This is a genomic window from Candidatus Liberibacter asiaticus (assembly GCF_000590865.3).
GTDB classification, from domain to species: Bacteria; Pseudomonadota; Alphaproteobacteria; order Rhizobiales; family Rhizobiaceae; genus Liberibacter; species Liberibacter asiaticus.
The window spans coordinates 1,104,264-1,130,354 of sequence record NZ_CP010804.2 but is presented as its reverse complement, the minus strand read 5'-3'; the positions used below and the strand labels follow the sequence as shown (position 1 = coordinate 1,130,354).

Sequence of the window (26,091 nt, the reverse complement as noted above, 5' to 3'; positions counted from 1 at the left end):
GAGTGATTCAGATTATTGATCTGTCTTTATTTTACATTATTACGGCAAATCCTTTTAATTTTTTCTAAGAAAATCAAGCAACGAATTTTTTTGGGGCATTTCACTCACGAGGAGCGATGTGTCCCATAGTCAAAGAATTTTAAACAGTTGGAAATAGAGGGCATGTTGCGCGATGGATTGCATAAGGCGGCAAGTAATGCCTTAAACTTTGCTACCACACAAGTTCAATATTCTACATTTACGCCTGAAAAGATGAAATTATCCCAAGATTATCTTGGTAATACCAATCCTGATGCTGTCAATCAGCTTAATTTAGATGACCAAAAAATCAACAATATTATTCTTTCCAAGGCAATGGTATTTCCCAATCAATCTGATATTGCATCTCTCAAAGAAGGAGTGGCTTTAAATCTTGTGAAAGACGAATCTCTTTCTTGTGTCATTGCAGAAGGGGAAAAATTAGAAAAAGAATAATGAAAACGTATTGATTTCAAATAGCTCTCTTCATTGTCTTAATAAATAATTAATGGTTGAATTGTGAGCAGTACAATTAGTCAATTGTACTGCTCAAGAAAATGTTCTTACTGGAAGTAAGTGCTTTCTATATTTATAAATGGTATCAAATATTCATCTCTAATATTAGAGAAAAGAATAGTAAGAGTAATTTTAATGAAGTATTATTTATATTTACTAATAGAATATTTTCTAGTTAATTTATGTATTAGTTAACTACGGTTCGATTAATATGTTTTATATTTTAGTGGTATGTAGTAATAATAATATTATCGGATATTACAAGAGATGCGCCATTAAATTTGTGAAGGATATTAATGATGAGAGATATAAGAAAAATTAGAAATTATTTTAGGAATACTGCTAAAATTATATTGAGTGGGTTATTTCTAGGGTTTTTTTCTTCTGCTGCAATGGCAGACTATGGGTATTCTCCCCAGTTTCAGCCGACTATAATGGTGTCCAATTTTGCAAAATTTAAAGGGTTATATGTTGCTGCTGATTTTTCCAAAATAGATCATCAGTCGCCTGTTCGTTTGCAAAATCTTTCTTTAAATGGGGTGTCCATTGGTCTTGATGGTCAAGATGGAACCCTTGTTTATGGTGCTTCTTTGGGTGTCGAGGGATTTCATCTTGAACCACGAGGGGGAATTGATGGGGATAAGGTAGCGGGAACACTCTTGTTTCGTACCGGTTTTACGTTTGATAATAATAATTCTTCTATTCTCCAAAATACTCTTATTTATGGGTTTGGTGGAGCTCGTATAAGAAATATTATGTCTGTTGAATCTGCTGACACAGCAAAATCCACAATACGAAACATTGTAGCAAACGGTTTTTTAGATAAAGTTATTGGTGTGGGGATTGAAAAGAAACTTGCTAGCATGCTCTCGATTCGTGGTGAGTATCGTTATGTCGCTTGTTATGACCAGCCTTGGGATGTCAGCAAGTGGAGAGAAAAAGGTGACTTCACAGCTGGTGTGGTTTTACGCTTTTAACTTCTTTGGTTGTTCTTTACCGACATTCAATCATATTAAAAATGTGATCTCTAGTCCCTTGTCATGAGGGATTAGGGATCATTTTTATATGGAAATAAAAATTATTGGCGGCTTATTTCGCATAATCATCATAGATGGTGGCAGTTAGAGAAAAGACGTTGTGCGTTGGTTTCAAAAGTATGTAGTTGTTCGTAATAATTGACCAAGAATTAATATTGGTGGTTAGTCCTATCCGTTTTCAGAAGACGTTATTATACCTCCTCTATTGTCAACAACGGTCGAAAAGTGATCTATTTTTTTAAATATTGATTTCACTATTATTGATGCCGTTTAAAAAACTTCGATCAATCGTCGGGTTAAGGATTATCCCCCTAATCCAAAGGCTATTCGTTGTAAAGTTCTAGGGGACTTCTTGCTACGTTATCTTGGATTATCCTCTATTTTCTGGGAAGTGAGAAGGGGCTTATAACCGAAGATCTTTTGTGTCTATTGCTGTTCGCACAAGATATCATGTATCTGTATTCTTGGTTTGTGGTTGATGGATCAGATTGTTTTATAAGAGAAGAGTATTCATTAGGAACCGCGTTAATATCTAGCTTCTTAAACAAATTTCTGCATCTCTCTCATGCATGAAACTTTGGAGTATCGTTCCAATTATCGGTAGACGTACTCAACTGCACTAGTGTGGCAAAAGCGTGTAAATCCATGCCACCACTTTAAAAACTCTTTTGCACCGTCTTTTGATATCCCAATGCTCATTCCATCACCTTACCAAGGGCTCGTTGGGCTTTGGTCACTTCATTAAAAAAAGTGTAATGTCGTTTTCACAAACCAATTCTCGGTTTTCCTAACTATATCACCAATTATACTATTCTCATCCTTGAAGCGGATGGGGCGATAGAACGTCGAATGATCACCATCCCCTTTCACAAAAATATTGGCGCGTACGATCCAACGTTTAAAAATAAATTACCTGTGAAATCGTTCCGAACTATAAACGCTGTATCGCACAAGAAATGAAGAGTTTAGTTCGCGACTACTTTAAAATTGAGATAACCGAGAATATTAAACAAGCAACAGAAAAAGCGTTAAGAGCGTTTGATGAATTTCATTTTTTGCGAGATAAGCACAAAGCTAATGTGGGTAGAGGTGAATTCATATAGAAATTTGCTCAATATCTCAAGGATCATGGGCATACGGGAATGGCGTCTATGACTCCAAAAGATGATAGCAAAAGGATTTAGAGCTTAGGAAGGGCGTGAAGAAGGCAAATACCTTCGTCTCTTCGAAGGCTGAAAAATATTAAAATCAGAGTTCGAAGAAATAAATGAAATAACTAATGTTGTGGATTGTAAAGGGAAGGGAGGATAAGAAAATACTTCCCACAAGAATTTACAGTATATTTTAAGTGTGTTTTATCGAGAATATCTTTGATTTAGACAATTTCTGTAATTTTGACTCCTTTCGGTATTTGCATCTTGCTTTGTATAATTTATCTATATTAGACTTTCTATCTCCCGCATTGTAGTTTAGATGGTCTGCTACTTTTTTCTCGTGTCTAAAGAATGCTTTTTTTTGGTCTTTTGGTAATCTAGCGACTCCCCTTGTTATAACGAACACAAGTGCACGTAGACACGAAATATCCCTAACAAAAATGTTCATCGTTAGTATCCTCCTTCAATCCCCCTTTGTAATCGAGAGATTATCCATTCATTCCAGTGGATTTGAGGGGGTTATACCAGCCGTATTAGTTCGTGACACAACCTTCTTTTTCACATGAGGTTCATGAAAAGTTACATCTTGATCTACGATTACGGTTGTATTATCTATATTATTCCCTTATTGTATGTATGATTGTAATCTCTAAAGGTTAGGGGGCTGTTTTCTTCTTTCTCTATCAGCCCCCTCCTTTCAATATCAATCGCGAGACATTTTCGAACCGTTATTAAGAGGGTTTTCGTATTTTTGATCTACTTTGTTCTGTAGCTCGTCGAGCTATTCTTCTAAGGTCAGTTGATAAATAGTATCACCAATTTAATCAGGATTGATTTTCTTAGATTCATCAAGAAAATCACAGCTACTTAGGATTGTGTTAGCTGTTGCTAAAGATGCTACAAGTAAAATATTTTTGATCCTCATGTGAGTCCTTGTTTAGTTTGATAGTTTTAAGGTTATTCTCATCTTGCTGAATGGATTGGTATAACTAATAATAATATAAGAGATTACGAAAAAGATATTTGTCAATCCAATATAAAATCCGCTTTTTTATTCAAGAAGCGATTAATAAGTCACTGGATTGGAGTTTACTTTGGGGGATGAAGTGATTATTCCAAAGAAGTTGATCCGCCGCTCTGCTTCGCTTTCGAAGCCATCTATCTCGGAAGGGATAAAAAAACGAATACGAGTATGAGATAAAACAAGCTGTAGACCTTCGAACGAAAGAAAATGCGCAGGAATCTTTGTTGTCTCCAATATTAGAATACATAAGATGCTTAAATGATCCTAATAGGTATAGGTTAAGTGCTAAGGATCCTCATTATAACGTTATTTTCCGTGATGAAGTGCCTTCTTTTATCTATGAAACACTCAATATTCCTGCAGATAAAAGAAAAATGGCAGTGATCAGAAGCTATATGTTATGAACCCTCACGGATTAATGTATGCTCCTAAGGAAGGTAATCAATACCGCCCCTTAAGAAAAGAGGTGAGAAACGCTTTTCCAAAAATATTAAAGAGCATTGAAAAGGCTTTAGAACCCTATGTTGATCCGCTGATAGAACCTGTTGAAATTGGTAAAGAAGGGATGGTCGATGAGGGATATAGGCTACATATCTGCGCGCTTATAAAGCTCTTAGAAAATCGCTCCAATCATCAAACGAAGAACGATATAAACAAATGCGTATTGAGCGAGGAGTTTACAATTCAAAATAACAAAGGGAAGTAATAGATTAATATTCCGCACTTTCCATATTTGGATATATCTCCTCAACTTGGAGTAGATCTCCTTAGTCTTATATTTCCCTAAACCCAAAACTCATCATCTGATAGACGCCCCTAAATTTAGGGAGATCTCTTTTCACATCTGCAATTCCCATAGCCTATAACGCTATCCAACGCGTATAGAAACCTCTATACCTCTTCAATGCTCCTTAAATACTTATTTCATATATCGACCTTTCAAATTTTCGAGAGTATCAAATGCGCTGATAAAAATATGGAATCAATCCGTTGCTTATTACCATGCGATTGCGTGATCTAGCGACTTGGTTGAGTGATATGGAGAAATTTGTTCAAAGGCTCTCACTCACGCGATTTATTGCTCAAAGAGTGGGATGAGTTATGAAAAGTTGCTAAACATAGTTTGAGATAAATTCTTTTTTGTCTTCAGCCGTAAGCGATGTCATCATGGTTTGATCTATTTTGGAGGAATCCAAGGAAACTACGGATTTTTTTCTTCTTCTTGCATTATTTCGAGTGTGAGCCATTGTTCTTCTTTCTCTTTGACATCTTGGTACATCTGATCAAGATCATGATAAAGCTGGTGAATTTCTTTTCCTTCGTTTGAAATAAGGTTTTGATCGTTTATTTGTTGTTCTTTTTCAGTGATTTTTAGCTGTATTTTGTGTATTTCTTGAGGAAGTCTTTCGAGAAGCAATTTCTGACTGTAGGAAAGGCGGTTCTTTCTTTTTTGTTTTTTTTCTTTTTTAACAGTTTCTTCTTGCAACGATTGTGCAGGGGGATTTTTTTTCTGAGGAGTAGGATGGCTCTTTTTTTGCTGTACCAGCATATCAGAGTATCCTCCAGCATATTTTATCCAGTATCCGTTGGGATCTTCAATATTTTGTGCAGCAATTGTAGAAGTGACAGTACGATCTAGAAAATCTCGATCGTGACTCACAATGAGGATGGTTCCTTGCAATTGAGTGATGGTTCTTTCTAAGAAGTCTAGTGTTTCAAAATCAAGATCATTCGTTGGTTCATCCATAATGAGAAAGTTGAAGGGCTGTGCTAGGACGCGTGCGACAATAGCACGCATTTTTTCACCTCCAGAGAGATGTTTCATAAGAGAATGTGCTTGATCGGGATGAAAAAGAAAATCTTTGATATAGCCAGCAACATGACGGGATTCTCCTCGTACCATCAAACTATCCCCAGAACTTCCTGTTAGATAAGAAGCAAGAGATTTATCTGGATCGATGTCTTCGCGTTTCTGATCAATAGTTGCAATTTTAAGATTAGTTCCCAAAGTAATGAAGCCACAATCGGGTTTTATTTTTCCAGTTAATAACTTCAACAAGGTTGTTTTTCCAGCGCCATTAGGACCAACAATGCCAATGCATTCACCATAATGTATGCGAAGAGAGAAATCCTTAACGACCAAACGATCATCATATTGTTTGGTTATTTTATCTGCTTCTAAGACTAATTTTCCAGAAGATTGAGTGGTTTGCAAGTGTGTTTGTATCGTGCTGTGAAAGGATTTTTTCTGTTCTTGCAATTGTTTTTGTATTTCGTGGAGTTCTTTGACTCTACGAACATTGCGTTTGCGTCGCGCTGTTACTCCATAGCGTAGCCATTCTTTTTCTGCTTCATTTTTTTTCTTGAGATTATGATAACGTATTTGTTCTTGTTGAAGGATATTCTTTTTCCAAGATTCAAAATAAGCAAATCCTTGATCAAGATGATGTAAACAACCACGGTCTAACCATACTGTTGTTGTAGATAGGGTTTCAAGAAAACGACGATCGTGGGAAACAAAAATAAGAGCAGAATTGATCTTTAATAATTCTTGTTCCATCCAATGGATCGTGCGAAAATCCAAATGATTTGTAGGTTCATCCAAAATAAGAATATCCGGACGTGAAATGAGCATCTTCATCAAGGCGACACAACGGGTTTGTCCAACAGAGAGATTCTCTATGCGATCTTGTTCTCTTAAGTTGAATTTTTTGAGAAGAGAATAGGGGCTATAAGGCGCTTCTATCGTGTCTTTGATTGTATCGTCAATATATTGAGAAATAGTCGAAAAATGAGATAAATCTGGATTTTGTTCAAGATATCCTAATCTAGAAGAAGAATGGAGAAATACGTTACCTGATTGTGGTTCTGTAATTCCCGCTGCAATTTTTAGAAGAGTTGATTTTCCAGATCCATTACATCCTACAAGGCAGATCCGTTCTTTTGGTTTTATGGACAAACAGACATCTTGTAGGAGATCTATTCCCCCTATGGTAGCACTAATGTGATCAAGTCTTAAAATAGGTAAGCTCATGAGATTAAAACCTTTGTAAATCGTAAGGACGAGAAATCAAAATAGCCAATCCTTGATCAAGCATGATGGTTAGATTCTTCGTCACGACATTAGAAACGGCACGAGAAGAACCAAGGGAAAGAGAGTGATGGGAAAGGGTATATTTTGCTCCGGTAATGGTTATATTTTCGATATCCTCAAGGCAAACAATAGAAAAGACGCTATTTTCGGGAAGATCAAAAGAGTGTTTTCCTGGGACCAGAATAAACACCTCTTCAATGCCAGAAGTAAGGGTAACGTTGATGTTCTTTTTTTTTAAAGATGTTGCAAGCGTAATATGTTGCAACGCGTAATCAAAACGTTGACCAGAAATAGAGCCGACGAGAATAATATTGCGTGCACCTGATTGTAAAGCTTTATGAACAGCAATTTCACCGTCTGCCATATCTTTATCATTAGGGTAGAAAATACGTTTAATTGATGACCATTGTTGTAATAGTGTGCGATCTACAGAGTCAAAATCTCCTATCCATAATTCTGGAACCACTTTCAGTTGACTTGCATGACATATCCCTCCATCGGCAGCGATAACTTTGCAGGATTCAATAGCACATAGCAGGCGATTTGTTACTCGTATATCTCCATTGAGCAAAATAGCAAAATCAATAAACTTATTTGTATGAGACAATGACATTGTACAGCTATATAGTGTTGATCATAGGAGCAGATATATCAGTGTTTACTCTTGTTGGCAAATCGTAGGAGAAGATGGGAAATACTTTGGTAGAGAATCATGTGACTTTCTAATTAATTTTTAGTGGATTTAACAATATTAAGTGTAATAAAGAAGGTTGCATGTTGCCATTTTTATGGACTTTTTTGTACAAGTAGGTTTTGATATTTTTCGTGTGTTCAAAATAACAGATCATGCTGATGAAGGAGTAGCAATGTAATGTTCTTAAATGTTCTAAAAGATTTTTTTGTTCCTAGGATACGATTTTTGATTGTATTAATGGTAAGCAGTGTATCCGCTGGGTATGCGAATGCTTCACAACCTGAGCCTACATTACGTAATCAATTTTCCAGATGGTCTGTATATGTATATCCAGATTTAAATAAAAAACTTTGTTTTTCACTTTCTGTTCCTGTTACGGTAGAACCGTTAGAAGGTGTTAGACATGGGGTTAATTTCTTTATTATTTCATTGAAAAAAGAGGAAAATTCTGCTTATGTTTCGGAATTAGTTATGGATTATCCTTTAGATGAAGAAGAGATGGTTTCGCTTGAAGTAAAAGGAAAAAATGCTAGCGGAACAATATTTAAAATGAAGTCTTATAATAATAGAGCTGCATTCGAAAAAAGATCTCAAGATACTGTTCTTATTGAGGAGATGAAACGGGGAAAAGAATTAGTTGTATCCGCCAAATCTAAACGTGGAACAAATACCCGCTATATCTATTCTCTCATTGGATTATCTGATTCTTTGGCAGATATTCGTAAATGTAATTAAATTATTGATTTTTTATTATTTTTTCTTGAATCTTCTATTGTTGTGTCAAACTTAAGTTGTAAAGATGTTCTTTTGAAAAGAGTTTATTTGTAGGATCGTTCGATGAATTTCTTAAAAAAAGAATCCTTGATAGGGATGATGCGAGAAGAGTTAGAAGAGGCTTTGCTCAAAATAGGTATTCCACAACGACATGTGAGGATGCGTACATCGCAGATTTGGAAGTGGATTTATGTGCGAGGGATACGTGATTTTCAAGGGATGTCGGATATTTCACAGGAAGTACGACATCTTCTAAATCAGCATTTCAGTATTATTTATCCAGAAATTGTTGATGAAAAAATTTCTTGTGATGGGACGCGTAAATGGTTATTGCGCTTTCCTGCACGCTGTATTGGTGGACCTGTAGAGATTGAGACCGTCTATATCCCTGAAAAATCTCGTGGTACCTTATGTGTTTCCAGTCAAGTAGGTTGTTCTTTAACCTGTTCTTTTTGTTATACAGGAACTCAAAAATTAGTACGTAATCTCACAGCAGAGGAAATATTGCTACAAGTTCTTTTAGCACGGAGTCTTCTAGGAGATTTTCCAGGGTGTGAAGATATTGAAGGGATGGTGATCCCATCAGTAGGACGCAAGATTTCTAATATTGTGATGATGGGTATGGGAGAACCTCTTTGCAATTTTGACAATGTAAAAAAATCTTTATCAATTGCTAGTGATAGTATGGGGCTTTCTTTTTCAAAACGTCGTATTACGTTATCTACTTCAGGATTTGTACCTAATATTGCGCGCGTGGGAGAAGAAATAGGGGTGATGTTGGCTATCTCTTTACACGCAGTCAGTAATGATCTTCGCAATATTTTGGTTCCTATTAATAGAAAATATCCTTTGGAAATGTTGATAGATGCATGTCGTCATTATCCAGGTTTGTCAAATGCAAGACGTATTACTTTTGAATATGTGATGCTTAAAGGTATTAATGACAGTCCTCGAGATGCGCTGAATCTGATTAAAATTCTTAAGGGTATTCCTGCAAAGATAAATCTTATACCGTTTAATCCTTGGCCAGGATGTGAGTATCTTTGTTCTGATCAAAAGGATATTGTGACATTTTCTGAATGTATTAAACGTTCTGGATATTCATCACCTATTCGCACACCACGAGGGCTTGATATTTTAGCAGCATGCGGTCAATTAAAGTCTCTTTCGAAAAGGATTCCTAAAGTACCTCGTCAAGAAATGCAGATAACGGGATAATAGGACACTCTAATGAGAGAGAGATTCTTGTTACGTTACATATCTTTTAAAAGGTTGCTATCGTGAATGTTGATAAATGAATGTGCTGGGTAAACCCCATTAAACTGGTATTTTAGCGATCATGTGTTAAAACTAGAACACATTCACGGGTTACGTATGTTCATCTTGGTTCGTTTTTTTGTTTAAACATTGAAAGTGTTTGAATTTGGAAAAGATAGAAAAGCTTTTGCTCAAATGCTTATTGACGAAGCTGGTGTTAGACTTTGCTCGCCCGAATACTTTGAATAAGTACATCATCCATTAGCTAATAGACGACTTAAATACGTTGGGACTATGATGTAGCAGGGACGGCAATCTCCCTGATTAACTTGTTAATCAGAGGAGGAGATTCGTTTATTTGTCGCTAATACTATACTTGATGATGGCAAAAGATAATTCATCTTCTATATTAATAGTGAAATACTAGCTGAACACATAAAAAGGTGGTGAATAAAAAAGATGGCAAGTTGCGAGCGTTGCGAGATATCGGAGAAGCTAATAATGTCCAAGAATTTGGAATGAGTGACACGAGTAGAGTTTGTTGAGATGAAAGGCGAAGTTACGCTGTTGAAACAAAAAGTGGATTGTCTGATTGCTCAATTTAATAAACAGCAATCAGTTATAGATGAATTTTTTACTATCTTAACTACGGCTAAAGGATTCACAGCGTTCATCAAGGGGTTTATCTCGATAGCACTACCGATAGGAAGTTTCCCTGCTTTAAGGACGTGGATCATCCATCATGTGGTGGGGTTGCTTAAGAAATTATTTCCTTTTTAAATGAAAAGTCGTATCTCTTCTTCAGAGAATATGAAATGTTCTTTTTAAAATATCTGTAGTATTTATACCTTTATACCCTTGTGTAAAAATATTACCAGAAACTCTAGAATAAGATGCCAGTTTACTCTTATTTTCTTACTTTATTCTGTTTTCCGACTACCATTTTTCACACGCTGCGCTGGAAAGAGGATAACATCTCGAATAGAAGGGGCATTGGTCAATAGCATGATTAGGCGATCTATACCAAGACCTAATCCACTTGCTGGAGGCATACCGTAGGTCATTGCATCTAAAAAATCTTCATCAAGAATAGTGTGTTCTCCACGTTGATGGGATTGTTCAACTTGTTGTTCCATGCGTATGCGTTGCTCTACGGGATCATTGAGTTCAGAAAATGCATTACATATTTCCCATCCATTACAATAGGTTTCAAAACGCTCTACCAGACGCTTTTCGCCCGCCACTTCTTTTGCAAAAGGTGAAATATCTTTGGGAAAATCTGTAATATGCGTTGGATTCACAATATTTTTTTCGATTTTTTCTTCGAAAATTGTCATCATGACTTCACCCCATAGAGCATCGTTTTCTACTGTAATCCCAATACTTTGTGCTGCAACACGTGCTTCTTGATCGCTTTTTAAAAGCATAAAATCAAGTCCTGTTGCTTCCTTGACCAACTGAAGCATAGATTTACATGCAAACGGTGCTTTGAAAGAAATGACTTTTTCTCCAAATGGAATATCTGTTGTACCATGAAGAGTTTTAGCAAGATTATGACAAAGATCTTCGACTAGTTTCATCATATCTCGATAATCAGTATAAGCCCAATAGGCTTCGATCATTGTAAATTCTGGATTATGCCGTGAGGACACTCCTTCGTTACGAAAATTACGATTTAATTCAAATACTTGGTCAGTCAGTCCTGATATTAAAACGCGTTTAAGGTAAAGTTCGGGTGCAATACGTAGATACATATCGGCTTTTAGAATATTATGATGCGTTTTGAATGGATCAGCGGTAGCTCCTCCGTAAATAGGTTGTAATATAGGAGTCTCTACTTCCATGAATCCTTTTTTTTCCATAAAATGGCGTATTTGGGAAATAAGAAGGCTTCTTTGTTGGAAACGTATTTTAGAATCGGAGTTGCTTATAATATCAAGATATCTTTTACGATAGCGGATTTCGACATCAGATAATCCATAATATGTTTCTGGGATAGAATTTAATGCTTTGCTGAGCATTATTATTTTTTGTGCGTTCACTGTGAGTTCGCCACGTTTAGTGCGACGTACTTGTCCTGTTATTCCTATAATGTCACCGATATCAATCATAGATAATAAATTTTGCGAATCTTGATCGGCTGTATCTTTATGAGTAAAAATCTGAATTTTACCACTTGCATCGTGAATATCCATAAACATTCCAGAATTTCGGGAAGAGTAGACGCGTCCAGCAACAGTAATCATATCTTGTGATTTCTCATCATTTTGAAGATGAGAATATTTTTCACGCACTTCAGCATTTGTTATATCACGATGAAAATGGGCAGGATAAACTTCTGCTAGAGATTTTCGCAACATATTCAACTTTTGAGAGCGAACTTCGATAGAATTAGAAGATAAAGATTCGGGAGTAAGAGTATTATTCATTTCAGTTCTTTTTTCTTATGATTTTGAACGAGAGAAGAAACTAATGCAATTGCATGTCTTAGACGAAAATAAACAACAGAACGTCCTAAAATTTCTATACTATCAAAAAGCGGTAAAGAGTATTTAGAACCGGTTATAGCTAGGAAAAGAGGTTTGACGATAATTTTAAGAGATTTTTCTCTATGTTGGGCAACATTGCGCAATGCTGTTTCAATATTCTCTCTTTTCCAAATTTGGATAACTTCGAATTCTTCTTGTGTCGTTTTTAAAATATCGATAATTTCTTCGGGACAAAGAGCAGTACTTTTAAAAGATTCAGCTGTTAAATGAAGATCAGATTTAAACAAAAAGTCTGTCATTTGAGGAAGAGCAGAAAGGGTCGTAATGCGAGATTGCGCAAGTGTTAATGCTTGAGTGAGTCGATCCTTTTCTTTCATCCATTGGGACACGCGAGATAAGAATTCTGTTGTGGAAAGTTTTTCTCGAATCCAGCGACCGTTTAACCAATCTAACTTTTGTTTGTCAAAAACAGCGCCTGCTTTTGATAGGTGATGAAGATCGAAATGATGAATGAGTTGTTGCATATCCATGAGTTCATCATCATCTTCGCTTTTGTGTACAAATAACAGCGCAAGGAAATTAATGAGAGCTTCTGGTAAATATCCCATTGCTGAATAATAGGAAATAGATGTAGGATTTCTCCGTTTGGACAATTTAGATTTATCGGGATTTTTTATGAGTGGTAAATGGATAAACTCGGGAATAGGGAAGTTGAAATATTGATAGAGCAGTATATGTTTGGGGACTGAAGAAATCCATTCTTCTCCTCGTGCGACATGCGTTATTTTCATGAGATGATCATCAATAACATTTGCTAGGTGATATGTTGGCATTCCATCTGATTTTAATAACACTTGCATATCAACAGCATTCCAAGGAATTTCCATTTCTCCATATACTTTATCTTGGAATACACACGATCCTTGGTTAGGAACTGTAAGACGTACGACATGTTTCTTTTGTTCTTGCGATAAACGTTCTATTTCTTGACTTGAAAGCTTGAGACAGTGACCATCATATCGCGAAGGAATATTTCTTTTGCGTTGCGCCCGCCGCATCTCTTCTAGTCTTTCCGTTGAGCAGAAACAACGGAATGCGAGCTTTTTTTCCAGAAGATTTTGTACATAAGGCTGATAAATATTTTTGCGTTCTGACTGACGATATGGCCCATATGCTCCTCCTATATCAGGTCCTTCATCCCAATTGAGACCACACCATTTTAAAGACTGCATAACCGCATTTTCGGATTCTAATGTAGAACGTTTACTATCAGTATCTTCAATACGAAGGATAAATTTTCCCCCCGTTCTTTTAGCTATGAGATAATTAAAGAGAGCCGTATAAGCCGTTCCAATATGGGGTTCCCCAGTAGGAGAAGGAGCAATGCGTACACGCACTTTAGAAGAAGAAATCATATTTTTATCTTTCACAGTAACACTCTTGATAGACAATGTAAGTGAGGATGATCCCTCCAGTCAAGATTTTCAAAATAAAAGATACAAATTATCCGCGTATTATTATACTATACCTTATACCGCATCAAAATATTTTTAGCAAAAACGATGCTTTCTTAGTTAAGTACATATCTCATTGTATCCCTTGGTCATCTTCTGCTAACAGTGTTGTCAATATTTAGATGAAATTGCGGTTATAAAGTGATTGTAACTGATATCAGTATTTTATATAAATACCTACTTATGTTACTGTTTGTACTTTTAGGAGATTATTTTATGATATTTACAACAGTTTATGCACAATCAGATGCTCCTGCAATTACTTCTGCGACCTCTCCTTTAGAAATGGCTGGTTTGTTTTTTGTTTTGGCAGTGGTATGGTATTTTCTGCTTATTCGGCCACAACGTCAACAGTTACAAAGACGTGCAGAGATGTTGCGTAATTTGCGCAGGGGAGACTCTATAGTCACAGCAGCAGGAATTGTTGGGAAAGTCGTGAGAGTTATTGATGATTTAGAACTTGAAGTAGAAATAGCCGAAAATGTGCGAGTTCGTGTTGTTCGGTCATTTGTATCTGAGGTTCAATCAAAGTCTGAACCTGTATAGATGTTGATAAATCAATGAAAAAGAGGTTTATTCTATCCTAATGATCCTGAAATTTTCGGTGATCTAAATCGATTATGTGGTATAATTGCGCTCTTTAACCGATTCTGAGTTCCGTGTTTTTTCTTGGATAATATTTTTAAGAGTGGTCATGATCACCTGTCGTTCGCGTCATTGATTGTATGGTATTGTACGCGTTTTTAAAATATCATAATGTGATTTTGACGATTGATTCATGCTCTGTTGAACTAGTATTTACTTTCTTAGTTTTTTTCAGCACATGATCAATTGTAGTGGATTGTAATGATATGGTATCGATTGTTCAGCACAAATGGTTTCATGATTCTGATTTAATAAATATTCTCTCGTTACTTAATAAAGGCGAAGATAAGTCTTGTATTGTAGGAGGAGCAGTGAGAGATAGTTTAATGAACCTGAGTGTACAAGATATTGATATTGCTACGACTATTCTCCCCGATCGTGTGATGAGAATTTTTTCCAAGACACGATATAAAGTTATCCCAACAAGTATTAGCTATGGAACAATTAAAATAATATGCCGTAAAAAATATTTTGATATTACAACTTTGAGAAGTGATCTGATTACTGATGGACGCTATGCCAAAGTTGTCTTTACCCGTGATTGGAAGGCTGATTCTTTAAGAAGAGATTTCACGATCAATGCTTTATATGCAGATCAACAGGGTAAGGTGATTGATTATGTTGGGGGATTGAATGATCTCAGGAATCGTACAATAAAATTTATTGGTGATGCGCATCATAGAATTTTAGAAGATTATTTGCGAATTCTTCGTTTTTTTCGCTTTTTTGCACATTATGGTGAGAAGAATATTGATTCTGATGGATTAGTAGCGAGCATAAAAGCTAAAAAAGGTCTAAAAATTCTGTCTTCTGAACGTATATGGTCAGAAATAAATAAGCTATTAGAAGCAAAAAATCCCCTCAATGCCATTGTACATATGTACAATGGGGGGATATTTAAAGAAATATTTCTCGACGTGCAAGAAATATCCCTTGACCAATTATCACAAGTTATTGAGGCAGAGCAAGTATTCGAATGGAAGATTGATTCTTTACTACGTTTTATTGTTCTGATTTCTTGGCAAGACAAGAAATCGATTTTATCTATGGCTAAAAAATTTAGCTTACCTCGTGAAATAAGATATTTTTTGATTTCGTTTTTTAACTGTAATTTTAATCAGAAAACACTTTCAATACCAGAAATTAAAAAATTATTTTATCTTTATGGTGATAAGGTAATGATAGCAAAATTAAAAATATTTTTAGCTCTCCATTATAACAATCTTACTCATCAGGACACTTGTTTTATTTTGCAAGTACTGTCAGATATTATACATTGGAAAAAACCCTTGTTTCCATTAACAGGAGATGATGTTGTGAAATATGGCATTCCTCCAGGAAAAAAAGTAGGGAATATTCTGGTTCATTGTAAACAAGAATGGATTAATTCTTCTTTTCAATTATCTCAAGAAGATTTGCATCACCTTTTGCGAAAATTAATTGCATCTTCTCAATAAGTAATAGATAGTTCAAGCACAACAAATATCTTATCAGTCAATCATGATTTAATCAGGGAAGACGAAGAAGAAGGTAAAAATTTTGTGGTGGAGACAGGAGGCAGATCTTTTCTCCAGGCGTTATAGTGTAAATTCCACTGATAGCATGTGTTGCGATAAAAATATAAGGGAGAAAAAGTAGGCTTTCTTACTAAGCGACTCTCTTCAATAGTACTATCATTTGTATCGATAGCTTCATATACGGCGCCAGGTTCTGTTACAAGTGAAGGAATATTATGTTCCCACCAATGTTTCATATCCATATCAATAGGGCGATAAATGTTTTTACGAACATTTAAAAGATGAATAGCCGCTTCTTTTCCGATGAAATAACCAGTAGTCCGAGGAGATAATATTCTAGGTTGATGTATATCGAAGTTTCCTGGAAGCGTACATAAATAACTGTCTTTTTTAGGTTTTTTACGTAATGCGTCAAACTTGATGAGAATATTATTTATATCACATTTGCTTAAATGCGGGAGTAATTGGCTAAATTCATCTGAAAAGTCCGCGTCATCTTCTAAAATAATTGCCCCTATAGCAGGAGAATATGCAATTCTTTTCCAAAGATGAATATGGCTTATATAACAACCAATTTCAGGAAGAGATAACAAACGTTTAAATTGGCATTGACGCTTTTGATGAGAGAATATCCTATTACAAATAGGATTATTTTCTCCATATATAGCATCAAAAAAAGAAAACTGAAGGTGAATACGGGCAGCACGATGACAGAATTTTTCGCGTCTTGCATGAGAGAAAGGAAGACTGATTACATATACAGGAATTGGCATGAATCTCTAAACTCCATGAACATATCTTAGATGTTTTTGCGATAATATATTTCAATGAAGAATCATATTCTTACAAGGTAATCTCTTTATGCTGACTGTTTACTTATCGACTTACTTATCGACAGAGTATGTATGTTGTGTAACGCTAGATTCTATCTTTATTTGGATGATGTAACAGAATGAAGTCAAAATTAAATAAACGAATGCTAGCTCACAGTAGATGATAAGAGGTTGGTAAGTGGTTGATACGATTCGCTGTGCTGTTTGAAAAATTTCTGGAATAGTGATAGTGGAAGCCACTGAAGTGCTTTTTAGAATCGATATGAACTCACTTGATAAAGGCACAGCAGATGTAGTAATAGTCTGCGGCAATATAATATGACGTATGGTTTGCTTCCTTGTTAATCCAATGGCATACGAAGCATCCCACTGTCCTTTGGGAATAGATATTATAGAAGAACGTATTATTTCTGATATATAAGCAGAAAAATTCAGTGTAAGACTGATAATGATCGCAACGAAGGAATCAAAGACGATACCTATGTGAGGTAGTCCATAAAAAATTACGAATAATTGGACTAGAAGGGGAGTACCGCGGAAAATCCATACATAAAAGTGCATGATTAAACTTATTATGGTATCTGAAAAAAAAATTCGGATAACTGCAATAAAAAAACCTATGATAAGACTTATGACGAAAGAGATGCATGCAATCGGCAATGTAACCACAATAGCAGCGTAGAGCAGTTGTGGGAAAGAATCGATAATTAAATTGAACCATTCATATTTCATAAAATTGTAATCCGAAACAACAGCTTTTCAATTATGAAGAACAACCAGGTACACTTGATATAATGTTTTTGTCAAAATATCTATCGAATATTTTTTTGTAAGTACCGTCTAAGTGTATTGCGCACAAGATTTCGTTAATAGATCGTGTGAGTTTATTATTTCCTTTTCGCATCATAAAAGCGACAGCACTGTTATCTTTCATACGATCGGCAATCTTAAAGAGATTGCCGTCATGAGGACGACGTTCTAAAAAATTGAAAAAAGGAATATCGGGTATCATAGTTGCATCGGTGCGCTTACTTAATAATAATTGTAAAGATTGTTCAAAATTATGACTAAATACTAGGTGGGATTTCAATTCCTTGGCAAATCGCGAAAGATCTGTGCCAAGTATTTGAGCCACTGTTTTGTCGGTAAGATCCTTAAAACTACGAATGTCCTGTTGATCACTACGAACGACCAATAACACACGATGTGCGATATAAGGAATGGAAAAATCATATTTTTTTTGTCGCTCTGGTGTAATAGCGACATTGACTAAAACGTCATAACGATTGGTATCCAGTCCAGTGATAAGGCCACTCACTGCTGTTTCAAAAAATTCTACTTTTAGATTAAGGCGATGAGCTACTTCTTTGATAAGATCAATATCAAATCCTGTTAATTCACCCCTGCCGTCTTGAGCATGAAAACTATGGGGAGGATAAATGCCATCTGTACCAACACGAAGAGCGGATTGATCTTCCGTGCGAAAAGGATAAATTACAAAATAGTAGGAAAAAAGAATAAAGAATGGAGCGAAAAATAGATATTTTGAAAAAAATATTTTCCTTAAATCTCTAAGGAGACGACGCATAATTATATTTCCTCTCATATTTTTTTAATTTTTGAGTATAATGCATCGCTCGCTATGAACTCATGCTTTCTTTTAAAGTTATAATATTTACTACAAAAAATATTGTAGAATGAAGTTTATTTATTGTTACAAGAGATATAATGAGCAAGTTCTATCAAAGATTGTGCTTTTTCCCCATATGGGCTTATTATTTCAATTACTTGTTGCTTTCTGCGGTCTATTTCTTTTTTTATCCACTTTTTCCCTTTAATTTTGACAAAACTATTTTTTTTGGTAACGGCACTTTGTATTGATTTTTTTTCTATTTTTTGGAGATCTTCTTCACAATCAAGTAAGTCGTCAGCTAATTGGAAAATAATTCCTAAGTTTTCTCCAAAACAACGCAATCGCTCTTTTTCGTTTTGACTAGCGTGCGCCATAATAGCTCCTGATTCACAAGCAAAGCACATGAGTGCTCCAGTTTTCATTTTTTGTATCATGAACACCTGTGTTTCATCGATAAATTCGTCTTGAATATCTAGCATTTGTCCGCCAAGCATGCCTTGTAACCCTATATTATGTGTTAGGGAAAGCATTAACTGAGACCGTATATTATCTTTTAATTGAGTTTTTGGAGAGGAAATGATTTCAAAAGCATAGGTTAACAAACCATTGCCAGCAATAATAGCGGTGACTTCATCGTATTGAATATGTACTGTTGGCTTACCACGGCGAATATATCCATTATCCATTGAAGGAAGATCATCATGAATCAAAGAATAACAATGGATACACTCAATAGCAGCACCAACACGCAATGCTGTTAAATGATTTACGTTAAATAATGAAGCACATTCAGTGACGAGAAAAGAACGTATTTTTTTCCCTCCCAAGAGAGCGTAACGGATGGCAGAGAGTAAGCGATCATTATGTTGTGTTTGCATATGAGAGGCTGTCTGCAACAACAAATCATCTAAAATAGTGTCTATCCTTTTGGAATTTTCTTGTAACTTAGATGGCAAGCCACCATTCATTTATTTTTCCTTTTCATTCATTAAATTTATCGATCTCTCAAAAAAAATAATAAGGAAACTATTTTAGAGAGCTGATAATTTTCAGATATTTTTTCTAATTCATAAGAGGTTGATAAATAATATGGCTTTGAACCATTGCTGTTAAGAAGGATCAAGATATTCTCGCATTTGCGAATCTCTCACGATATACCCAAGATCTTTTTATATTATTTTAATTCTATTGTAAATTGATAAAAAACGATTTTTAATCAGTGACTTATATTCTATTATAATAATTCATTTATTACAGATATATTGATATTTATTCCTCAAAAATCGTGATTTATTTGAACAAATTCTCTTGTAAGATAATAATAGATAGTTTCATTTTTCATCTTCCAATAAAAGATTTGCCAATGCATTTATTAAGTAGATTCCGTTTTTATTTTAAAAAAGGTATTGCTTCTGAAAAAGCGAATTTTTCTATAATCTTTGCTTTGAGCGTTATGTCTTTCCTGCTGCTTATAGGATTTTTAATATATGTTTTGGATTGGCATTATAAAAAAAATTCTATGGAAAGTGCCAATAATGCTGCTATTTTAGCTGGTGCATCAAAAATGGTATCAAATTTAAGTCGCTTAGGTGATAGATTTGAAAGTATTTCAAATCATGCAAAGAGAGCTTTGATAGATGATGCGAAAAGATTTATTAAAAACCATATTAAAGAATCTTTGTCCGGATATTCTGCTGTATTTTATAATACAGAGATACAGAATATTGTAAATAGTTCTCGTATTTCTATGACTCATATGGCAAATAATCGCCTTGATTCTTCAAATAATACAATCTTTTATAATATGGATGTGATGACATCTTACGATTATCGTCTTCAATTTATAGAACATCTTTTAAATCAAAGATATAATCAAAAAATTGTATCTTTTATTCCCGCTCTTTTGAGAATAGAGATGGGAGAGCGTCCTATTTTCCTTATAGAACTAGTTGTGGATCTTTCTGGTTCAATGCATTGTGCGATGAATTCTGATCCAGAAGATGTAAATTCCGCTCCCATTTGTCAAGATAAAAAGCGTACTAAAATGGCAGCACTCAAAAACGCTCTGCTTCTATTTCTTGATTCTATAGATCTTTTATCTCATGTGAAAGAGGATGTCTATATGGGATTAATAGGATATACAACGCGTGTTGAAAAGAATATAGAACCATCCTGGGGAACAGAGAAAGTCCGACAATATGTCACTCGAGATATGGATTCCCTTATATTGAAACCAACGGATTCGACTCCCGCAATGAAGCAAGCATACCAAATTCTGACTTCTGATAAGAAAAGATCTTTTTTTACTAATTTCTTTCGTCAAGGAGTAAAAATTCCTTCTCTTCCTTTTCAAAAATTTATTATATTTTTAACAGACGGAGAAAATAATAATTTTAAAAGCAATGTCAATACCATAAAAATATGCGATAAGGCTAAGGAAAACTTTATAAAAATCGTGACTATCTCTATCAATGCATCTCCTAATGGTCAGAGACTCTTAAAAACATGTGTGAGTTCTCCTGAATATCATTACAATGTGGTGAATGCTGATTCTCTTATTCATGTATTTCAGAATATTTCTCAATTGATGGTTCACCGTAAATATAGTGTAATCCTCAAAGGATAAATAATTTCCATGTGCATGTGGTATTGATTTTCATATGCAGAGATTATCTGCTACTTTGGAAAAGTCGATATTTTATTTTACAGGAAAGCTAAAGATAGTTTCTATCTATTTTTTTGTTCTTTTATATTTGAGATGTTTTTTAATTTTTTACTTTATATCATGCTCTTAATGAAATAAATATAAGAAAACAATAATAAAAATTTAATGAAAAATCGCTGTATTTTTCGTTCTCAATAAGATGTATAGAAGTTAATCATTAATGAGAATCATATACGATAATGTAATTTTTATGCATTTATTTAATGATAATAGCGTATCATGCGAACAATAGTGTTTATGTTTTTTTAATCGGTAGAGGATGTCGATGATCTTGAAAAATTCCACAAAACTTCTTCTTCGTGGAAGAAATATAGTTATTTTTATTTCTTTTATAGATTCTATTATTTTATGGTGTCAGCATAGTCGCCATGTTGATTTTGTAATTGATTCTTTAATGAATCTAGCGTTGATTATGTTAATCGTGTTGTGTCGACCAGTGAGTCATAGACGTTTCTTTGCTCTATTATTTATATATTTAATCATTATCTTTCGGTTTATGTTACTTATTGTTAAGGCTGTATTCTAAACTGATAAGGAAGACCATTCATTCATTAATGTTGGTTATTGTAAGTACTTACTCCTATGTCTAAGTCTAAAATTTTGATTATACAATGAGCATAAGACCTACGTTTTTTATCTATTAGGTGCAATTCTCACACTTTGTTCCTGTATTTTATCTGTTATTTTGTCGAAAGACTCTAGTAATTCACGACTATCATTAACAGCAAAAAACTGACCTGAAGAATCAGTGCATTTACGCAATAAATCCTGTCCTTCTGGTGGGGCAGAAACAGCAACAGAATAGATTTTCATACCTGCGTTACGCATGTATTCACATATTTGGAGTGTATTGAGAGTATTCTGGTAAGCACTGGCGCCGGAATTTTCTCCATCCGTTATGAATATAACAAATTTCTTTAGGCGAGTAGATCCTATAGTATTGTGGGAAGATTCTTTTTCGTTATATAACTCTCTATAGGCGTGGTGCATAGCTGGGTATGTGTTAGTATTCTCGTATGGATTTAATTTGTTTAATCTGCTCTTTACTTCATTTAAATTATTTGAAAGTGGTGTACATTGATTCCCAACAATACCTATATTGTAAGCGATTGTTCCTATTCGTACTGACAGATTTTTTTTCTCCTGTATAGCCTTCTGAATCGAATTCACAAGATTACCAGCGGATTCTATGAGAACATCGATTTTTCTATTCGCAGGAGCAGGAGCAGGGGCATACTTGGACTTGGTAGTATTTTTAGACCAAAAAGACTTCTTGGGAGGGGGGGGTAAAAGATATTTATTTGATGTCATATTATTATTATCATTATGTTTTTGAAGATATAGATCCTCCATAGAGCGTGAGACATCAAGTACCATGCAGATTGATATAGCTAAATTTTCAGAAGATCTTTCGATTATTCCAGTGCTGCGAAGTGATAAATTAGTCAGTGCTGAGGGAATTAAACCCTTTAAAAACAAGTTTTCTGTGGGTATTTCGTACTGAGCTTTTGATTCCGCTATATATTGTAATGGATTGTTTTTATCCTTGGTAATGTTAATCTGCGCTTTCTGTGCAATATCTCCTGCGTTTTCTCTTATATAAGATCCTTGTTTTAGATGCTTTTTGATCTGTTTTTTGAAGATAGTACTTGTTTGATCCTTTTTTGTCGTCGGATCTTTTATTGTTCGGTCTGATACAATAGATGCACATCCAGAAAGAACAGCAGCATCTAAAGCAGATTGCATTTGATTCCGTATGTACATAATGTGCGCTAAATCGATAGCATAGGTGATAAACAAAAAGCATACCGAAATTATAATTGCGGTCATGATAGCCACGATACCTTTTCGGTTTTTTAAACAAAACCAAAAGTTGTGCGATATTTTACTATCGTTGCATAAAAAAATCAATTTAGCTGTATTCCATAATTTATCTATTAGAAGTCGCCTGATGACGAGGCGATTAGAAATAAAACAATGTATTTATTTCTAATTTAACTAGAAACTTATCTTCTAGATAATATCAATGAACATTAATTTGCAACTATCAATTTGTTTTATAGTAAAAATATACTATGTATGCGTGAGTATTTTTTCTCTATATTGTAATTTTTCGTATTGTTTCAGGCAAAGCGATAAAAATAGAGGGCATTAAGAGGGGGAATTTTCCATAATGTGAGAAGTGTTCTTAAATTTATTTCTATGTTCAGTAAATAAAAAAGAATTAAAGATAATTTTAATATTACTTCCGATCATATTGATCGCTATATGTGAAAGTGTTTCCTTGAATAGGATTTTCTTTTCAGAATCGAAAGGAAAAGGATCTTATGTGAAAATGGTCTACGATGACGCTTCTTATGGATAAACTCATGAGGCAATCGAGGGATTTGTATGTCCTATATAGTGTCGTAAACATGAAATTCGCTGAGACACTTCTACCAGATCTGACAGCATTTCTTGTGTGTTTTTTAAATGTTTTGATGAATCTGGTTCATAATTATCAATATAAACCCGAAGGGTACTATTCTCTGTATCTGTTCCAGATATTCGGTAGATTATTCGAGAATGGTTGTCAAACACAACACGTATGCCTTGTTTGTCACTTACGTTACCATTGGTAGAATCTGTATAAACAAAATCACCGGCTTGTTTTATTTTTTGACCAATAAACGAACTCCCTATTAGATTCTTTAGTCTATAACGGAAATCATTCATAAAATCTTGTGCTTTTTCTGTAGGAATACCAAGATAGTCATATCTAGAATAATAATTTCTACCATAAGTAGCCCAATGTTTATGGACGATATCTAATAGGCTTTCTCCTCGAACTGCCAAAATATTGAGCCAAAACAAAATAGACCAAATACCATCTTTTTCTCGGGAATGATTTGAACCCGTACCGAAACTTTCTTCTCCACAGATAGTTATCATGCCATTTTCGAGTAGGTTATTGAAAAACTTCCAACCAGTAGGAGTTTCAAATAGTTTTAAGTTAAGCTTTTCGGCAACGCGATCAAGGGCGGCGCTGGTTGGCATTGAACGTGCTACACCTACCAAGCCAGTAGCATAGCCAGGTATTAGTCCTGCGTTGGCAACCATGATTGCTAAGCTATCGGATGGATTTACAAATATTCCTTTTCCGAGAATCATGCTGCGATCGCCATCTCCGTCGCAAGCAGCTCCAAAATCAGCACTATCATGCATCATCATTCGATCATATAGGTCTTTCGCATGAATAAGATTAGGATCAGGATGGCATCCTCCAAAATCTTCTAAAGGAATGAAATTACGTACTGAACCAGTAGGGGCGCCAAGTTTTCTTTCTAAGATTTCTTTCGCGTAAGGGCCAGTCACGGCATTCATGCAATCAATATCAATGCGAAATCCAAAGCTAAGAAGTTTGCGAATTGCATCAAAATCAAAAATATTTTCCATTAACGCTACGTAATTTTCGATAGGATCAATAACGGATATAGTCATGTTGGCTAGTTCTTTGGTGCCAATATGGTTAATATCGACGTCATTGGCTTCTATTATTTGATAAGAAGTGATTTTTTTTGATTCTTCGAAAATATCTTCTGTTTGTTGTTCAGAAGCGGAGCCACCACTACTCGTATTATATTTTATGCCAAAGTCTTGCGTGGCACCTGCAGGATTATGGGAAGCAGTTAAGATAATGCCTCCAGAAGCTTTATACTTGCGGATGAGATGAGAAACGGCAGGAGTTGAGAGGATTCCTCCTTTTCCTATAATAATGCGAGCAAAACCATTTGCCGCGGCTATCTTGATGATTTTTTGTATTACAATGTGATTATAAAAGCGACCATCGCCACCAACAACAAGCGTCTTTTCTGCACAATCCACATTGTTGAAAATAGCTTGGATAAAATTTTCTGTGTAAGAATTCTGCTGAAAAACGCTGACCTTCTTTCGCAATCCCGACGTTCCAGGTTTTTGATCTTGATAAGGAACAGTGGGGACTATAGTGCACAACATTGATCGAATTACACTTTTCTCAGAAACCAACGGCTATAACACATCACTATCTTAGAACAAGAAGGTGCGTTTTGCGCGCATTTGGGCAAAAGATTAAAACAAATATGCATGATTCTTAAGATCAATAACCTCTCCATATTCTCAGCTATCTACGTTAAAATATCCTGTAATCAAGCGATATATATGCACCTGATAATAAGAATTTTTTTACGATATATGAAATATTTTCACAAGACAGCTTCGTTTTGTAATGTATTTCACCAACGTCTTTGCGGACTATATAATAATCCATTGTATATTTGCAATAGTGACCTCACTAATCGGAATAAATTGTTCTCAGTCTCATAATCTTAATAATTGTGCAATGAGTACATATAAGTGGGATATCTAACTGGATAGCATAATTTTTAATTCTGCTCGTTGATGAAGATATTTTTTCTGGTTCTATTGATTTTACTCTCTAAAATATTCATGAAGATGATTTTCCTCTAAAAATTCTCAGTTTTCTGGCATCATTGAAATCAGAGTAATAGCTTTGTTTCGTATGACTATTTCAATATAGCTCTGATGCTAATAATTTTGGGAATATGTCACTTATTTCTTTTGTTTTTCAATTATATAGTTCACTATTTCCATTGACGCCCAAAATTTCCCATGTTATCCCATAATGAACCTTTTTATTGAGGTGTTGAGTCGTTGGGTAATATAGGGTATGGTATGAGCCGTTTTTTATCAAACGTAACGCAGAAAATAGATTCCAAAGGACGTGTTTCTGTTCCTTTTGTTTTTCGAACGATTTTAGCACAACGCTGTATTACCGATTTATATTGTTTCCAAGATTTTTTTTTCCCCGCGATTAGTGTTGGCAATAGTGATCTACTTGAGTATTTTGAGCAAAAAATAGCAGAATATAATCCATTTTCTATACAAGCTAATCAATTGTCCTTATTGGTGCATGGAGGGGGGATTTTCTTGAAAATGGATTCAGAAGGAAGAATCCTTATGACAGATTTTATTCGCGTATTCACGGGTATTGAAAATGAAGTTACTTTTGTGGGTAGAGGGAATTATTTTCAATTATGGAATCCGCAGACTTTTAGAAAATTACAAGAAGAATCAAGAAATGAATACTGCCGTCAACTATTACAAAAATGAAAGATACGTTGGGATA

General features: G+C 34.8%; 21 protein-coding genes. 11 read left to right on the top strand and 10 right to left on the bottom strand.

The window, feature by feature from the left end; genetic code table 11:
* The first annotated feature begins 147 nt into the window (after nt 1-147).
* From CD16_RS05115 to CD16_RS05095, 3 genes are all read left to right on the top strand, one after another.
* Nucleotides 148-474 carry a hypothetical protein gene (locus CD16_RS05115; RefSeq protein ID WP_236301261.1) on the top strand — a complete coding sequence of 109 codons (327 nt, stop codon included), beginning with the start codon at nt 148-150 and terminating at the stop codon, nt 472-474.
* Between the two features lie 356 nt (nt 475-830).
* On the top strand, nt 831-1,511 hold the full coding sequence (locus tag CD16_RS05110) for a CLIBASIA_05150 family virulence factor (RefSeq protein WP_238556157.1): 681 nt from the start codon (nt 831-833) through the stop codon (nt 1,509-1,511).
* Between the two features lie 2,638 nt (nt 1,512-4,149).
* Nucleotides 4,150-4,455 (top strand): hypothetical protein, encoded by a 306-nt coding sequence (locus CD16_RS05095; RefSeq protein WP_015452955.1) that lies wholly within the window; start codon nt 4,150-4,152, stop codon nt 4,453-4,455.
* A gap of 495 nt (nt 4,456-4,950) precedes the next feature.
* Here CD16_RS05095 and CD16_RS05090 read toward each other — a convergent pair whose 3' ends face one another.
* Both CD16_RS05090 and CD16_RS05085 read right to left on the bottom strand, forming a co-directional pair.
* A complete protein-coding gene (locus tag CD16_RS05090) occupies nt 4,951-6,783 on the bottom strand; it encodes an ABC-F family ATP-binding cassette domain-containing protein (protein ID WP_015452954.1) in 1,833 nt (610 codons plus the stop codon).
* Between the two features lie 4 nt (nt 6,784-6,787).
* Nucleotides 6,788-7,456 (bottom strand): thiamine diphosphokinase, encoded by a 669-nt coding sequence (locus tag CD16_RS05085; RefSeq protein WP_015452953.1) that lies wholly within the window; start codon nt 7,454-7,456, stop codon nt 6,788-6,790.
* A gap of 258 nt (nt 7,457-7,714) precedes the next feature.
* Here CD16_RS05085 and CD16_RS05080 point away from each other — a divergent pair, with 258 nt between their 5' ends.
* The 3 genes from CD16_RS05080 to CD16_RS05070 all read left to right on the top strand — a co-directional run bounded on the left by CD16_RS05080 (nt 7,715) and on the right by CD16_RS05070 (nt 10,348).
* On the top strand, nt 7,715-8,272 hold the full coding sequence (locus CD16_RS05080; RefSeq protein WP_015452952.1) for a hypothetical protein: 558 nt from the start codon (nt 7,715-7,717) through the stop codon (nt 8,270-8,272).
* Nucleotides 8,273-8,374: 102 nt separating this feature from the next.
* Nucleotides 8,375-9,529, top strand: coding sequence for a dual-specificity RNA methyltransferase RlmN (gene rlmN / locus CD16_RS05075; protein ID WP_015452951.1), 1,155 nt, complete (start codon nt 8,375-8,377; stop codon nt 9,527-9,529).
* Between the two features lie 561 nt (nt 9,530-10,090).
* The gene (locus CD16_RS05070; RefSeq protein WP_015452950.1) at nt 10,091-10,348 is read left to right on the top strand and encodes a hypothetical protein; all 258 of its coding nucleotides are present in this window, start codon (nt 10,091-10,093) and stop codon (nt 10,346-10,348) included.
* 140 nt (nt 10,349-10,488) lie between these two features.
* Here CD16_RS05070 and lysS read toward each other — a convergent pair whose 3' ends face one another.
* Complete coding sequence (gene lysS, locus CD16_RS05065) at nt 10,489-11,997, bottom strand: lysine--tRNA ligase (RefSeq protein ID WP_015452949.1); 1,509 nt, start codon at nt 11,995-11,997, stop codon at nt 10,489-10,491.
* Nucleotides 11,994-13,469, bottom strand: coding sequence for a glutamate--tRNA ligase (gltX, locus tag CD16_RS05060; protein WP_040055335.1), 1,476 nt, complete (start codon nt 13,467-13,469; stop codon nt 11,994-11,996). Before gltX ends, lysS begins: the two co-directional genes overlap by 4 nt.
* Nucleotides 13,470-13,787: 318 nt before the next feature.
* Between gltX and yajC the strand changes: the two genes are divergently transcribed.
* Nucleotides 13,788-14,117, top strand: coding sequence for a preprotein translocase subunit YajC (gene yajC / locus CD16_RS05055; protein WP_015452947.1), 330 nt, complete (start codon nt 13,788-13,790; stop codon nt 14,115-14,117).
* A 305-nt stretch (nt 14,118-14,422) separates the two neighbouring features.
* Nucleotides 14,423-15,673: a CCA tRNA nucleotidyltransferase gene (locus tag CD16_RS05050; protein WP_015452946.1), complete on the top strand. Its 1,251-nt coding sequence runs from the start codon at nt 14,423-14,425 to the stop codon at nt 15,671-15,673.
* Nucleotides 15,674-15,714: 41 nt separating this feature from the next.
* On the opposite strand, the gene CD16_RS05045 is transcribed toward CD16_RS05050, so the two are convergent.
* The 4 genes from CD16_RS05045 to CD16_RS05030 all read right to left on the bottom strand — a co-directional run bounded on the left by CD16_RS05045 (nt 15,715) and on the right by CD16_RS05030 (nt 19,167).
* Entirely contained in the window at nt 15,715-16,506 is a 792-nt protein-coding gene (locus tag CD16_RS05045; RefSeq protein ID WP_015452945.1) for a glycosyltransferase family 25 protein, read from the bottom strand.
* A gap of 111 nt (nt 16,507-16,617) precedes the next feature.
* Nucleotides 16,618-17,298 carry an amino acid ABC transporter permease gene (locus tag CD16_RS05040; RefSeq protein WP_015452944.1) on the bottom strand — a complete coding sequence of 227 codons (681 nt, stop codon included), beginning with the start codon at nt 17,296-17,298 and terminating at the stop codon, nt 16,618-16,620.
* Nucleotides 17,299-17,329: 31 nt separating this feature from the next.
* The gene (locus CD16_RS05035; protein ID WP_015452943.1) at nt 17,330-18,154 is read right to left on the bottom strand and encodes a transporter substrate-binding domain-containing protein; all 825 of its coding nucleotides are present in this window, start codon (nt 18,152-18,154) and stop codon (nt 17,330-17,332) included.
* 116 nt (nt 18,155-18,270) lie between these two features.
* Nucleotides 18,271-19,167, bottom strand: coding sequence for a polyprenyl synthetase family protein (locus CD16_RS05030; RefSeq protein WP_015452942.1), 897 nt, complete (start codon nt 19,165-19,167; stop codon nt 18,271-18,273).
* A gap of 395 nt (nt 19,168-19,562) precedes the next feature.
* On the opposite strand from CD16_RS05030, the gene CD16_RS05025 reads away from it, so the two are divergent.
* Both CD16_RS05025 and CD16_RS05760 read left to right on the top strand, forming a co-directional pair.
* A complete protein-coding gene (locus tag CD16_RS05025; protein ID WP_015452941.1) occupies nt 19,563-20,825 on the top strand; it encodes a vWA domain-containing protein in 1,263 nt (420 codons plus the stop codon).
* A gap of 364 nt (nt 20,826-21,189) precedes the next feature.
* Complete coding sequence (locus tag CD16_RS05760) at nt 21,190-21,450, top strand: hypothetical protein (RefSeq protein ID WP_015452940.1); 261 nt, start codon at nt 21,190-21,192, stop codon at nt 21,448-21,450.
* A gap of 107 nt (nt 21,451-21,557) precedes the next feature.
* On the opposite strand, the gene CD16_RS05015 is transcribed toward CD16_RS05760, so the two are convergent.
* Together CD16_RS05015 and CD16_RS05010 are read right to left on the bottom strand one after the other, a co-directional pair.
* Nucleotides 21,558-22,754: a vWA domain-containing protein gene (locus CD16_RS05015; RefSeq protein WP_015452939.1), complete on the bottom strand. Its 1,197-nt coding sequence runs from the start codon at nt 22,752-22,754 to the stop codon at nt 21,558-21,560.
* A 537-nt stretch (nt 22,755-23,291) separates the two neighbouring features.
* Nucleotides 23,292-24,917, bottom strand: a complete 1,626-nt coding sequence (locus CD16_RS05010; protein WP_171816673.1) for an alpha-D-glucose phosphate-specific phosphoglucomutase — start codon at nt 24,915-24,917, stop codon at nt 23,292-23,294.
* A gap of 720 nt (nt 24,918-25,637) precedes the next feature.
* On the opposite strand from CD16_RS05010, the gene mraZ reads away from it, so the two are divergent.
* Nucleotides 25,638-26,075 carry a division/cell wall cluster transcriptional repressor MraZ gene (gene mraZ, locus CD16_RS05005; RefSeq protein WP_015452937.1) on the top strand — a complete coding sequence of 146 codons (438 nt, stop codon included), beginning with the start codon at nt 25,638-25,640 and terminating at the stop codon, nt 26,073-26,075.
* Nucleotides 26,076-26,091: the final 16 nt, after the last annotated feature.